The sequence below is a fragment of the Kitasatospora sp. NPDC022856 genome, from assembly GCF_055561235.1.
This window is the reverse complement of the sequence record NZ_JBVHHE010000001.1, coordinates 522,656-535,328: the sequence shown is the minus strand read 5'-3', so window position 1 is coordinate 535,328 and position 12,673 is coordinate 522,656. Positions and strand designations below refer to the sequence as shown.

Here is a 12,673-nt window from a genome sequence, read left to right as displayed (position 1 = left end):
TGCTGATTGCCCCCTTGTTACTCACCGGTATCGGATCGATTGCCCGGGGGCCCGGCGACCGCCCCCACGGGCGCCGCGACATCCCTCAGACGGCCACCCGCCCCCGGAGGTCCTCGTTGAGTTCCGCGCAGTCCCTGATCGACTCCGGCCGTGCCGACATCGTCGCCGGGCGGCCCGCCTCCGTCGCCCACCTGTTCCTGGAGCGGGTCGCCGCCACGCCGGCGGGTGAGGCCTACCGCTTCCCCGTCCCGGTGGACGAGCACGCGGCGGACGGCGCCCCCGGCGCCGAGCAGTGGCGTTCGCTGACCTGGGCGCAGACCGCCACCCGGGTGTACGCGGTGGCCGCCGGCCTGCTGTCGCTGGGCATCAGCCCGGAGGACCGGGTCGCGCTGATGTCCTCCACCCGGCTGGAGTGGGTCATCGCCGACCTCGGCAACATGTGCGCGGGGGCGGCCACCACGGCCGTCTACCCGAGCACCAACGCCGACGAGACGGCCTACATCCTCTCCGACTCGGGCTCCAGGGCGATCTTCGTCGAGAACGAGAAGCAGCTCGCCAAGGTCGTCGGCGAGCTCGGCCAGCTGCCCGAGCTGCGCACCGCCGTCCTCTTCGACGGCACCGGCCCGGTCGCCGGGGCGCCCGGGCTGAACGTGCTCACCCTGGCCGAGCTGGAGCAGCTCGGCGCCGAGTACCTGGAGCAGCACCCGAACGCCGTGCGGCGGGCCGTCGACGCGCTCGACAAGGAGCAGCTGGCGACCCTGATCTACACCTCCGGCACCACCGGCCGCCCCAAGGGCGTGCGGCTGGTCCACGACTGCTGGGCGTACCAGGGGCGGGCGCAGGAGGAGAGCGGGCTGCTGCGCGCGGACGACGTGCAGTTCATGTGGCTGCCGCTGTCGCACGTGTTCGGCAAGAGCCTGATCTGCGGCCAGATCGCCACCGGTCACGTGATGGCGCTGGACGGCCGGGTGGACCGGATCATCCACAACCTGCCGGTGATCCGCCCGACCATGATGGCCTCGGCGCCGCGCATCTTCGAGAAGGTCTACAACGGCATCGCCGGCAAGGCCCGGGCCGAGGGCGGCGCCAAGTACAAGATCTTCATGTGGGCGGCGAAGACCGCCCGCGACTACGCCCGGGTCACCCAGGCCAACCGGATCGCCACCGGGCACGACAGCGCCCCGCTGGGGCTGCGGGTGCGGCACGCGGTGGCCGACAAGCTGGTGTACGCCAAGATCCGGGCCGCGTTCGGCGGGCGGATGCGCGGCTCGGTCTCCGGCAGTGCCGCGCTGGCGCCCGAGATCGGCTACTTCTTCGCCGGCGTCGGCGTGCCCGTCCTGGAGGGCTACGGCCTGACCGAGAGCTCGGCCGGGATCTGCGTCAACCCCGCCGAGGACCTCCGGGTCGGCACCATCGGCACCGTGCTGCCCGGCAGCGAGATCCGGATCGCCGAGGACGGCGAGATCCTGCTGCGCGGCCCCGGCGTCATGCGCGGCTACCACAACCTGCCGGAGAAGACCGCCGAGGTGCTGGAGCCGGACGGCTGGTTCCACACCGAGGACATCGGCGAGATCGGCCAGGACGGCTTCCTGCGGATCACCGACCGCAAGAAGGACATGTTCAAGACCTCCGGCGGCAAGTACGTCGCGCCGAGCGAGGTGGAGGGCAAGTTCAAGGCGGTCTGCCCGTTCGTCAGCAACATCCTGGTGATCGGCAACGGCCGCAACTACTGCACCGCGCTGATCGGCCTGGACGAGTCGGTGATCATGCCGTGGGCGGCCGAGCACGGCCTGGCCGGCAAGTCCTACGCCGAGGTGGTCGGCGACCCGAAGGTGCACCAGCTGGTCGACGGCTTCGTGCAGCGCCTCAACGGCGACCTCCAGCGCTGGCAGACGATCAAGAAGTTCACCCTCCTCCCGCGCGACCTGGACATCGAGCACGGCGAGCTCACGCCGAGCCTGAAGATCAAGCGCCCGGTGGTCGAGCGGACGTACGCGGACGCCGTCACCGAGATGTACGCGGGCGCGAACGAGGCCTGATCCGTCCGTCGTCCCGTACGGCCTCGATGATCACCGGGGCCGTACGGGACAATGGGGTCATGCCCTCCGCACTCCCCGACGGCGAACCCGTGCCGTCCGACGGTTCCCTGCCCGCGCACGCCCTCGCCGGGCTCGGGTCGCGGCCGTTCGGCTTCTACCTGCACGTGCCGTACTGCGCGAGCCGCTGCGGCTACTGCGACTTCAACACCTACACCGCCACCGAGTTGCGCTCCTCCGGCGCCGTCGCCTCCCAGGAGACCTACGCCGACAACGTGGTCGCCGAGATCCGGCTGGCCCGCGAGGTCCTCGGCGACACCGACCTGCCCGTGCGGACCGTCTTCCTCGGCGGCGGCACGCCCACCCTGCTGCCCGCCCGGGACCTGGTGAAGATGCTGGCGGCGATCCGGGCGGAGTTCGGGCTCGCCGACGACGCCGAGGTGACCACCGAGGCCAACCCCGAGTCGGTCGACCCGGCCTACCTCGCCGAACTGCGCGAGGGCGGCTACAATCGGGTCTCCTTCGGCATGCAGAGCGCCCGGCCGCACGTCCTGCGGCTGCTCGACCGCCACCACACCCCGGGCCGCCCGGAGGCCTGCGTGGCCGAGGCCCGCGCGGCCGGCTTCGAGCACGTCAACCTGGACCTCATCTACGGCACCCCCGGCGAGTCCGACGACGACTGGCGGGCCTCCCTGGACGCCGCGATCGGCGCCGGGCCGGACCACGTCTCGGCCTACTCGCTGATCGTCGAGGACGGCACCAAGCTCGCCGCCCGGGTCAAGCGCGGCGAGCTGCCGATGATCGACGACGACGTGCACGCCGACCGCTACCTGATCGCCGAGCAGGCGCTCGCCGCCGCCGGCTACTCCTGGTACGAGGTCTCCAACTGGGCCACCACCCCGCAGGGCCGCTGCCGCCACAACGAGCTCTACTGGACCGGCGGCGACTGGTGGGGCGCCGGCCCCGGCGCGCACAGCCACGTCGGCGGCGTCCGCTGGTGGAACGCCAAGCACCCGGCCGGCTACGCCCGCGCCCTCGCCGAGCGCCGCACCCCGGCCCAGGGCCGCGAGCGGCTCACCGACGAGGACCGCCGGGTCGAGCGCATCCTGCTCGAACTGCGCCTCGCCGAGGGCATCCCGCTGGACCTGCTCACGGCGACCGGCCGCGCGGCCGCCGACCGGCACCTCGCCGACGGCCTGCTCGACCGCACCACCCACGAGCGCGGCCGGGCCACCCTGACCCTCCAGGGCCGCCTCCTGGCCGACGCCGTGGTCCGCGACCTGGTGGACTGAGAGCCGTTGCCGTGGTGTCGGCCGCCGGCTCGCGGTCGCGGGCCCACGGCTGACCGGTCAGTCCTCCAGGGTGACGAAGTCGATCAGTTCCTCGACCTTCGCCAGGAGCGCGGGCTCCAGGTCCTTGAAGGAGTCGACCGAGGCGAGGATCCGCTTCCACGCGGCGGGGGTGTCGGCCGGCCAGCCGAGGCGGCGGCAGACGCCCCCCTTCCAGTCCTCGCCGTAGGGGACGTCCGGCCAGCCGGGGATGCCGACGGAGGAGGGCTTCACGGCCTGCCAGACGTCGATGTACGGGTGGCCGACGACCAGCACGGCGTCGCCGGTGACCCGGGCGGCGATCCGGTGCTCCTTGGTGCCGGGGAGCAGGTGGTCGACCAGGACGCCGAGCCGGCGGCCCGGGCCGGGGGCGAAGTCGGCGACGATCGCGGGCAGGTCGTCGATGCCCTCCAGGTACTCGACGACGACGCCCTCGATCCGCAGGTCGTCCCCCCAGACCCGCTCGACCAGTTCGGCGTCGTGCCGCCCCTCGACGTAGATCCGCGACTCCCGGGCCACCCGGGCCCGCGCTCCGGGGACGGCGACCGAGCCGGAGGCCGTCCGGCCCGGCGCGCGCGGGGGCGCCGGCGCCGCGGCGGCGGGGCGGACCAGGGTGACGGTCCGGCCCTCCAGCAGGAAGCCGCGCGGCACCAGCGGGAACACCCGCCGCTTGCCGAACCGGTCCTCCAGGGTGACGGTGAACCCCTCGGCGGTCTTCTCGCAGCGCACCACCGCGCCGCAGAAGCCGGTCGCGGCCTCCTCGACCACGAGGTCCCGGTCGGCGGGCACCTCGGGGGCGGGCTGCTGCCGCTTCCACGGCGGGGTGAGGTCGGGTCCGTACTGGCGGCTGCGCATGCAGGTGACTATAGGCAGGCCCGACGGGGCGTCACAGGCCCGGCGCGCCCCAGACCGGGAACCAGCGGGTGAGGTCCTTCTCCAGCCGCAGGTCGTTCCCCAGCATGGCGTTGACCTGCAGTTCCAGCGGGCTGTCGCGCTTCTCCCCGCCGCCCGGCACCGGCGCGAACGGGTAGAAAGTGCCGCGCTTGTACAGGTAGACCAGCGCCAGCGGCTGCCCCTCGGCGCCGCGGAAGGCCACCAGCGAGCAGAGCAGCTGCGGGCCGAAGCCGTTCCCCTCCAGCTCGCTGTTGACCGCGTGCAGGTCGTTGACCAGCTCCGGCAGCTCCTCGGGGGTGTGCCGGGCGAGCAGCCAGGAGTAGCCGTAGGCGTCCTTGGAGGCCTCCACCGGGACGCCGCCGCGCTCGGTGTCGGCGTCCAGCAGGGCCCGGACCTGCCGCTCGACCTCGACGAAGGCGCCGCCCTCGACCGAGGAGAAGCAGACCGACCCGACGCCGGTCGGCCGGAAGCCGGCCGCCGCCTCCAGGGTCAGCGCGGCCGAGGGCACGCCGAACAGCTGGTCGAGGTCGGGCCGGACGGGCTTGGTGCGGCCGAACAGTGCGTCCAGGATTCCCACGGCGGTCCCCTCCGGGGCGTGTCGTCGGCTCAGCGGCCGAGCTGGGTGGAGATCTTCGCCAGCTGCTCCAGCCGCTGCTCCAGCGAGGGGTGGGTGGAGAACAGCTGCGAGGCGGCCTCCCGGGCGCTCAGCGCGGGGGCGAAGTAGAAGGCGTTGTACGGCTGGGCCTGGCGCAGGTCCTTGGTCGGGATCGCGGCGATCTGGCCGGTCACCTTGGTGAGCGCCGAGGCCAGTGCGCTGGGCCGGCCGGTGAGCTGGGCGGCGGCCCGGTCGGCGGCCAGTTCCCGGTAGCGGGAGAGCAACCGGGTCAGCAGGAAGCTGATCGCGTACACCACCACCGACACCAGCGGGATGACCAGCGCGGCGATCGCGGCGTTGGAGTCGTTGCTGTTGCGGCCGCCGCCCATGAAGCCGCCGTACATCGCGATCCGGGTCATCGCCCCGGCCAGTACGCCGAGGAAGCCGGCGATGGTCATCACCGCGACGTCCCGGTGGGCGACGTGCGACAGCTCGTGCGCCAGGACGCCCTCCAGTTCCTCCGGTTCCAGCCGCCGCAGCAGCCCGGTGGTGACGCAGACCACCGCGTTCTGCGGGTTGCGGCCGGTCGCGAAGGCGTTCGGCATGTCGTTGTCGGCGACCGCCACCCGGGGTTTGGGCATGTCGGCGAGGGCGCAGAGCCGGTCGACGGTGCCGTGCAGCTGGGGGTACTGCTCCGGGGTCACCCGGTGGGCGCCCATCGCCCGTTCGGTGATCTTGTCGCTGAACCAGAACTGGGCCACGAACAGCCCGCCGGAGATCAGCACGATCAGTGGCCAGGCGCCGCGCAGCAGCGCGATCAGCAGGCCGGTGAAACCCACGTACAGGAGCCCGATCACGAACATGGTCCCGACCATCCGGCCGGTCAGGCCGCGGTCCGGGGCGAAGCGGGTGGGCTGGCCCGAGGTCGACATCGCTGGTCCTCCGTTCGCCGTTCGCTATCGATGCTGCCACCCGGCCGGTCCCGCGGCATCACCCGCGCGCCGCGCGATGCGGGCAGGATCACCCCGGCGGTGCCGTTCCTGCCGTCGGACCCGGGCCTTACACTGGCAGGTACGGTTCTGGCACTCCTCTGTTCAGAGTGCCAAAGGCCGCGGTCCGCCCGGCGGACCGCACCATGCCGGAACGACACACGTCACCACGGACAACGTGCGAAGAGGGAGGTGCGTGCCCCATGGCCGGTGAGGTCCGCCAGCTCGACGAACGCAAGCTCGCCGTGCTCCGCGCCATCGTCCAGGACTACGTGGGCACCGAGGAGCCGGTCGGCTCCAAGGCTCTCGTCGAACGCCACAACCTCGGGGTCTCCCCGGCCACCGTCCGCAACGACATGGCCGCGCTGGAGGAGGACGGCTTCATCCACCAGCCGCACACCAGCGCCGGGCGGATCCCCACCGACAAGGGGTACCGCCTCTTCGTCGACCGGCTCGCCGAGGTCAAGCCGATGAGCGCGCCCGAGCGGCGGGCGATCCGGCACTTCCTGGACGGCGCGGTGGACCTGGACGACGTGGTCGCCCGCACGGTCCGGCTGCTCGCCCAGCTCACCCGGCAGGTGGCGGTGGTCCAGTACCCCTCGCTCTCCCGCTCCACGGTGCGCCACATCGAGCTGGTCGCGCTGGCTCCGGCCAAGGTCATGCTGGTCCTGATCACCAACACCGGCCGGGTCGAGCAGCGGATGGTCGACTGCCCGGGTCCGGTCGGCGAGGTGGTCCTCGCGGACCTCCGTGCCAAGATCAACACGAGGGCCGTCGGCGTGCGGCTGCCCGACGTGCCGGGGCTGCTGGACGAGCTCCCGGCGATGTTCGAGGCGGTGGACCGGCCGGCCGTCACCATCGTCCTGGCGACGCTCTTCGAGGCGCTCGCCGAGCAGAACGAGGAGCGGATCATGCTGGCCGGCACGGCCAACCTGACCCGCTTCGGCCACGACTTCCCGCTCACCATCCAGCCGGTGCTGGAGGCGCTGGAGGAGCAGGTCGTCCTGCTGCGCCTCCTGGGTGAGACGGCGGACGCCGGGATGACGGTCCGGATCGGCCGGGAGAACGCGTACGAAGGGCTCAATTCCACCTCGGTCGTCTCGGTCGGTTACGGTTCGGGCGACGAGAGCGTGGCCAAACTGGGTGTGATCGGTCCGACCCGGATGGACTATCCGGGCACAATGGGGGCGGTGCGAGCGGTGGCACGGTACGTGGGCCAGATCCTGGCCGAGTCGTAGGGAACGACCGGTGTCACACAGGTGACACCGGTACCAGTCGCAAGCACTTCTACAGGCGGAACAAGCGGAGCATTTGGTGGCCACGGACTACTACGCGGTACTCGGCGTCCGACGGGATGCGGGGCAGGACGAGATCAAGAAGGCGTTCCGGCGCCTGGCGCGCGAACTGCACCCGGACGTCAACCCCGACCCGAAGACGCAGGAGCGGTTCAAGGAGATCAACGCCGCCTACGAGGTCCTCTCCGACCCGCAGAAGCGGCAGGTCTACGACCTCGGCGGGGATCCCCTCTCGCCCAACGGCGGAGGCGCGGGCGGCTTCGGCGCGGGCGCGGCCGGGTTCGGCTTCTCCGACATCATGGACGCGTTCTTCGGCGCGGCCGCCGGTCAGCGCGGCCCGCGCTCGCGCACCCGGCGCGGCCAGGACGCCATGATCCGGCTGGAGATCACCCTGGAGGAGGCCGCGTTCGGCACCACCAAGGAACTCCAGGTCGACACCGCCGTCACCTGCACCACGTGCAGCGGCGAGGGCGCCGCCCCCGGCACCTCCGCGCAGACCTGTGACATGTGTCGCGGCAAGGGCGAGGTCTCCCAGGTCACCCGGTCCTTCCTGGGCCAGGTCATGACCTCCCGGCCCTGCCCGCAGTGCCAGGGCTTCGGCACCGTCGTGCCGACCCCATGCCCGGAGTGCGCCGGCGACGGCCGCGTGCGGGCCCGCCGCACCCTGACCGTGAAGATCCCGGCCGGTGTCGACAACGGCACCCGGATCCAGCTGGCCGGCGAGGGCGAGGTCGGCCCCGGCGGCGGCCCGGCCGGCGACCTCTACGTCGAGATCGCCGAGAGCACCCACCCGACCTTCCAGCGCCGCGGCGACGACCTGCACTGCACGGTCACCATCCCGATGACGGCCGCCTCGCTCGGCACCCAGGTGCCGCTGCAGACCCTGGACGGGCTGGAGGAGGTCGACATCCGGCCCGGCACCCAGTCCGGCCAGTCGATCCCGCTGCACGCCCGCGGCATCACCCATCTGCGCGGCGGCGGCCGGGGCGACTTGATAGTGCACGTCGAGGTGCAGACGCCCACCAAGCTCGACCCCGAGCAGGAGGACCTGCTGCGCCGGCTCGCGGTGCTGCGCGGCGAGGAGCGGCCCTCCGGGCAGTTCGCGCCGGGCCAGCAGGGGCTGTTCTCCCGGCTGAAGGACGCCTTCAACGGCCGCTGACCGTACCGGCGCCCGGTGCCCCGCTCCCGGCGGGTCACCGGGCGCCGTCGTTCCCCCGTCCGTCCCCCCACTCCAGGAACCGCCATGACCGCGCCCGTGTTCGTCGTCGAGACCGCGCAGCTCGCCTCCGCCGCCCCCGGCGCGGTGGTCCGGCTGGACGGCCCGGAGGGGCGGCACGCCGCCGCCGTGAAGCGGCTGGAGCCGGGCGAGGCGGTGACCCTGGCCGACGGGCTCGGCCTGGGCGCCGACGGCACCGTCACGGCCGTGCACGGCAAGGACGCCGTCGAGGTGACGGTCGCCGGGGTCCGCCGGGAGGCCGAGCCGGCGCCGCGGATCGTCGTCGTCCAGGCGCTGCCCAAGGGCGACCGCGGCGAGCTGGCGGTGGAGACCATGACCGAGGTCGGCGTGGACGTGGTGATCCCCTGGGCCGCCTCCCGCTGCATCACCCAGTGGAAGGGCGAGCGCGGTGCCAAGGCGCTCGCGAAGTGGCGCTCCACCGCCCGCGAGGCGGGCAAGCAGTCCCGCCGGCTGCGCTTCCCCGAGGTCCGCGAACTCGCCACCACCCGCCAGCTGGCGTCCGTCCTGGCCGGGGCCGCGCTCGCCGCGGTGCTGCACGAGGACGGCGCCGAGCCGCTGGCCGGTGCCGCGCTGCCCGGCGGCGGGGACATCGTGCTGGTGGTCGGCCCCGAGGGCGGGGTCTCCCCGGAGGAGCTGGCCGCCTTCGCCGAGGCCGGTGCCAGGCCGTACCGGCTCGGGTCCTCGGTGCTGCGCACCTCGACCGCGGGAGTGGCCGCCGGCGCCCTGCTGCTGGGCCGCACCGGCCGCTGGGGCTGAGCGGGCCGGTCGCCGCACGGACCGTTCGTCCCCCGGTGGTTCGTTCCCCGGCGGTTCGTCCCCCGTAGGGGGCGGCCTGCGCGAAACCGGAGGCGCGCCGCCCCGGCGGGTGCGTAGGGTGCGGCTGTGAGCGAATCCCCGAGCACCCCTGCCGGCGCCTACCTGCGCCATCCGCACCTGCACGGTGACCTGATCACCTTCGTCGCGGAGAACGACGTCTGGCTCGCCCCGCTGGACGGCGGCCGGCCCTGGCGGCTGACGGCCGATCACGTCCCGGTCCGCCGCCCGCGCTTCTCGCCGGACGGCCGGCACATCGCCTTCGTCTCCACCCGGGACGGCGCGCCCGAGGTGCACGTCGCGCCGGTGGACGGCGGCCCGTCCCGGCGGCTGACGTACTGGGGCAGCGACCAGACGCAGCTGCAGGGCTGGACGGCCGACGGCAGCCCGGTCGCCACCACCTCCGCCGGACAGGCCACCCTGCGCCGCACCTGGGCCCATGCCGTACCGCTGGACGGCGGCGAGCCGCGGCGGCTGCCGTACGGGCCGGTCGGCGGCGTGGCGTACGAGCCGGGCGGCGACCGGGTGCTGCTGCTCTCGGCGGCCGGTGCGGAGCCCGCGCGGTGGAAGCGCTACCGGGGCGGCCGGGTCGGCAAGCTCTGGATCGGCGCCGAGCGGTTCGCCCGCGTCCACGAGGAGCTGGACGGGCACATCGAGGCGCCGCTCTGGGTCGACGCGCCCGGCGGCGCCCGGATCGCCTTCCTGGCCGACCACGAGGGCGTCGGCGAACTCTACTCCAGCCTCCCCGACGGCAGCGGCCTGCGCCGCCACACCACCTCCCCGGAGGGCTTCTACGCCCGCGGCGCGACCAGCGACGGCACCCGGGTGATCTGGCACCGGGCCGGTGACCTCTGGCTGCTGGACGACCTCGACGGCGCCGAGCCGCGCCGGCTGGACGTCCGGCCGTCCGGCCCCCGGGCCGGCCGGCGGCCCCGCCCGGTGCCGGCCGCGCACTGGCTGGAGAGCGCCGCCCCCGACCGCACCGGCCGGGCCGGCGCCGTGGTGGTGCGCGGCAGCGTGCACTGGCTGCCGCACCGGGAGGGCCCCGCCCGGGTGCTGGACGAGACGCCCGGCGTCCGGGCCCGGCGGGCCCACGTGGTGCCGGGCGAGGACGGTGCGCAGGGCGTGCTCTGGGTGACCGACGCCGACGGCGAGGACGCCGTCGAGTACGCCCCCGCCGTGCTCGGCGAGGAGCGCCGCCGGCTGGCCGGCGGACAGCTGGGCCGGGTCCGCGCGCTGGCGGTCTCGCCGGACGGCAAGCAGGCGGCGGTCGGCGCGCACGACGGCCGGGTCCTCCTGGTGTCGCTCGCCGACGGGACGGTGCACGAGCTGGACCGCAGCACGGACGGCGAGGTCAGCGGGCTGGCGTTCAGTCCGGACTCCGCCTGGCTCGCCTGGTCGCGGCCGAGCCCGGGCTTCGGGGCCTGGTCGCTGCGCCAGATCGTGCTGGCCAACCTGGCCACCCGCACGGTCGGCGAGGTCACCCCGGCGCGCTTCATCGACACCTCGCCGGCCTTCACCGCCGACGGCCGCCACCTGGCCTTCCTCTCGGTGCGCAACTTCGACCCGGTCTACGACTCGCACGTCTTCGACCTGTCGTTCCCCAACGGCTGCCGCCCGTACCTGGTCACCCTGGCCGCCGACACCCCTTCCCCGTTCGGCCCGCGCCGGGCCGGGCGGCCGGCCGGCGGGGAGGACGACGAGCCCAAGGGCAAGAAGGCGGACGGCGAGGAGGGGGCGGCCGACGCCCCGCCCGCCACCCGGGTAGACCTGGACGGGATCGCCGACCGGATCATCCCCTTCCCGGTCGAGGGCGGCCGGTTCGGCGAGCTGGCGGCCGCCAAGGACGGCGTGCTCTGGACGCGGATCCCGCTCACCGGCGAGCTCGGCGACGACGCGGCCACGCCGGAGGACGAGCAGCCGCGCCCCACCCTGGAGCGGTTCGACCTGCGCAAGCGCCGGGTCGAGCAACTGGTCGACGGGCTCGACGAGTTCGCGGTCAGCGGCGACGGCACCCGGGTCGCCGTGCTGGACGAGGGCGAGCTGCGGATCGTCCCCGCGGACCACAAGGCGGCGGGCGACGACGACGAGATCGACGTCGACCTGCACCGGCTGCGGGTGACCGTCGACCCGGCCGCCGAGTGGCGGCAGATGTACGACGAGAACGGCCGCCTGATGCGCGACAACTTCTGGCGCCCGGACCTCGGCGGCCTGCCCTGGGCCGAGATCCTCGACCGCTACCGGCCGCTGGTGGAGCGGCTCGGTTCGCACGACGACCTGGTCGACCTGCTCTGGGAGGTGCACGGCGAGCTGGGCACCTCGCACGCCTACGTGCAGCCCTACGGCATCCACACCGAGGCCGCCCGCCGGCAGGGCAAGCTCGGCGCCGACCTGGTCAAGGACGGCGAGGTCTGGCGGATCGCCCGGATCCTGCCGGGCGAGTCCTCGGACCCGCGGGCCCGCTCGCCGCTGGCCGCGCCGGGCGCCGCCGTCCGCCCGGGCGACGCGGTGCTGGCCGTCAACGGCCGCCCGGTGGACGCGACCGCCGGCCCGGCCCCGCTGCTGGCCGGCACCGCCGGACAACCGGTCGAGCTGACCGTGGCCGGCAAGGACGGCACCGACCGCCGGTACCCGGTGGTCGTCCCGCTCGCCGACGACGAGCCGCTGCGCTACCACGACTGGGTGGCCGGGCGGCGGGCCGCCGTCCGGGAGCTGTCCGGCGGGCGGCTCGGCTACCTGCACATCCCCGACATGCAGAGCACCGGCTGGGCCCAGATCCACCGCGACCTGCGGTCGGAGATGGCCCGGGAGGGCGTGATCGTCGACATCCGGGAGAACCGCGGCGGCCACACCTCGCAGCTGGTGATCGAGAAGCTGGCCCGGCGGATCGTCGGCTGGACGGTCGCCCGCGACCTCGCCAACCCGGTGCCCTACCCCGGTGACGCGCCGCGCGGGCCGATCGTCGCGCTGGCCGACGAGTTCTCCGGCTCGGACGGCGACATCGTCAACGCCGCCATCCAGGCGCTGAAGCTCGGCCCGGTGGTCGGGACGAGGACCTGGGGCGGCGTGATCGGCATCGACAGCAAGTACAGCCTGGTGGACGGCACCCTGGTCACCCAGCCGAAGTACGCGTTCTGGCTGGAGGGCTACGGCTGGGGGGTGGAGAACCACGGCGTCGACCCGGACGTCGAGGTGCCGGTCGCGCCGCACCAGTGGGCCGCGGGGGAGGACCCGCAGCTCGCCGAGGGCGTCCGGATCGCCCTGGCGGCGCTGACCGAGACCCCGGGCAGCACGCCGCCGCCGCTGCCCTGGGAGCAGGGCCCGGCGCCGGACGGCCCGCGGGGCGCGGGGCAGGAGAGCGGGCACGGCGCCGGGCAGGACGCCGGGTAGGACGGGCGCAGGTCCGGCGGGGGTGCCCGGGCAGCTGACCGGGCACCCCCGCGGGCCGTACGCCCCCCGCGGGCGGCGGGTCCGCGGGGGCGGGCG

At 74.2% G+C, this 12,673-nt stretch carries 9 protein-coding genes; 6 read left to right on the top strand and 3 right to left on the bottom strand.

From position 1 onward, the window contains the following. Positions 1 to 116 precede the first annotated feature (116 nt). The gene (locus ACZ34W_RS02420; RefSeq protein ID WP_465600951.1) at positions 117 to 2,039 is read left to right on the top strand and encodes an AMP-dependent synthetase/ligase; all 1,923 of its coding nucleotides are present in this window, start codon (positions 117 to 119) and stop codon (positions 2,037 to 2,039) included. A 59-nt stretch (positions 2,040 to 2,098) separates the two neighbouring features. Continuing rightward, positions 2,099 to 3,328, top strand: a complete 1,230-nt coding sequence (gene hemW / locus ACZ34W_RS02415) for a radical SAM family heme chaperone HemW (protein ID WP_329487592.1) — start codon at positions 2,099 to 2,101, stop codon at positions 3,326 to 3,328. 57 nt (positions 3,329 to 3,385) lie between these two features. On the opposite strand, the gene ACZ34W_RS02410 is transcribed toward hemW, so the two are convergent. From ACZ34W_RS02410 to htpX, 3 genes are read right to left on the bottom strand one after another with little or no spacing between them, the layout of a single operon-like run. Next, positions 3,386 to 4,219: a DUF3097 domain-containing protein gene (locus ACZ34W_RS02410; RefSeq protein ID WP_329487591.1), complete on the bottom strand. Its 834-nt coding sequence runs from the start codon at positions 4,217 to 4,219 to the stop codon at positions 3,386 to 3,388. Between the two features lie 31 nt (positions 4,220 to 4,250). Continuing rightward, complete coding sequence (gene pspAB, locus ACZ34W_RS02405) at positions 4,251 to 4,835, bottom strand: PspA-associated protein PspAB (protein ID WP_329487590.1); 585 nt, start codon at positions 4,833 to 4,835, stop codon at positions 4,251 to 4,253. 29 nt (positions 4,836 to 4,864) lie between these two features. Beyond that, positions 4,865 to 5,785 (bottom strand): zinc metalloprotease HtpX, encoded by a 921-nt coding sequence (htpX, locus tag ACZ34W_RS02400; RefSeq protein ID WP_465600945.1) that lies wholly within the window; start codon positions 5,783 to 5,785, stop codon positions 4,865 to 4,867. Positions 5,786 to 6,045: 260 nt separating this feature from the next. Between htpX and hrcA the strand changes: the two genes are divergently transcribed. The 4 genes from hrcA to ACZ34W_RS02380 all read left to right on the top strand — a co-directional run bounded on the left by hrcA (position 6,046) and on the right by ACZ34W_RS02380 (position 12,577). Beyond that, on the top strand, positions 6,046 to 7,080 hold the full coding sequence (gene hrcA, locus ACZ34W_RS02395; protein WP_329487588.1) for a heat-inducible transcriptional repressor HrcA: 1,035 nt from the start codon (positions 6,046 to 6,048) through the stop codon (positions 7,078 to 7,080). Positions 7,081 to 7,156: 76 nt separating this feature from the next. Continuing rightward, the gene (gene dnaJ / locus ACZ34W_RS02390; protein ID WP_329487587.1) at positions 7,157 to 8,296 is read left to right on the top strand and encodes a molecular chaperone DnaJ; all 1,140 of its coding nucleotides are present in this window, start codon (positions 7,157 to 7,159) and stop codon (positions 8,294 to 8,296) included. An 84-nt stretch (positions 8,297 to 8,380) separates the two neighbouring features. Beyond that, on the top strand, positions 8,381 to 9,130 hold the full coding sequence (locus ACZ34W_RS02385) for a 16S rRNA (uracil(1498)-N(3))-methyltransferase (RefSeq protein ID WP_329487586.1): 750 nt from the start codon (positions 8,381 to 8,383) through the stop codon (positions 9,128 to 9,130). 126 nt (positions 9,131 to 9,256) lie between these two features. Further along, positions 9,257 to 12,577, top strand: coding sequence for a S41 family peptidase (locus ACZ34W_RS02380; protein WP_465600940.1), 3,321 nt, complete (start codon positions 9,257 to 9,259; stop codon positions 12,575 to 12,577). Positions 12,578 to 12,673: the final 96 nt, after the last annotated feature.

Coding starts and splice junctions, on each gene's coding strand:
- hemW (WP_329487592.1), top strand. CDS start 2,099: ATGCCCTCCGCACTCCCCGACGGCGAACCCGTGCCGTCCGACGGTTCC.
- ACZ34W_RS02410 (WP_329487591.1), bottom strand. CDS start 4,219: ATGCGCAGCCGCCAGTACGGACCCGACCTCACCCCGCCGTGGAAGCGG.
- htpX (WP_465600945.1), bottom strand. CDS start 5,785: ATGTCGACCTCGGGCCAGCCCACCCGCTTCGCCCCGGACCGCGGCCTG.
- hrcA (WP_329487588.1), top strand. CDS start 6,046: ATGGCCGGTGAGGTCCGCCAGCTCGACGAACGCAAGCTCGCCGTGCTC.
- ACZ34W_RS02385 (WP_329487586.1), top strand. CDS start 8,381: ATGACCGCGCCCGTGTTCGTCGTCGAGACCGCGCAGCTCGCCTCCGCC.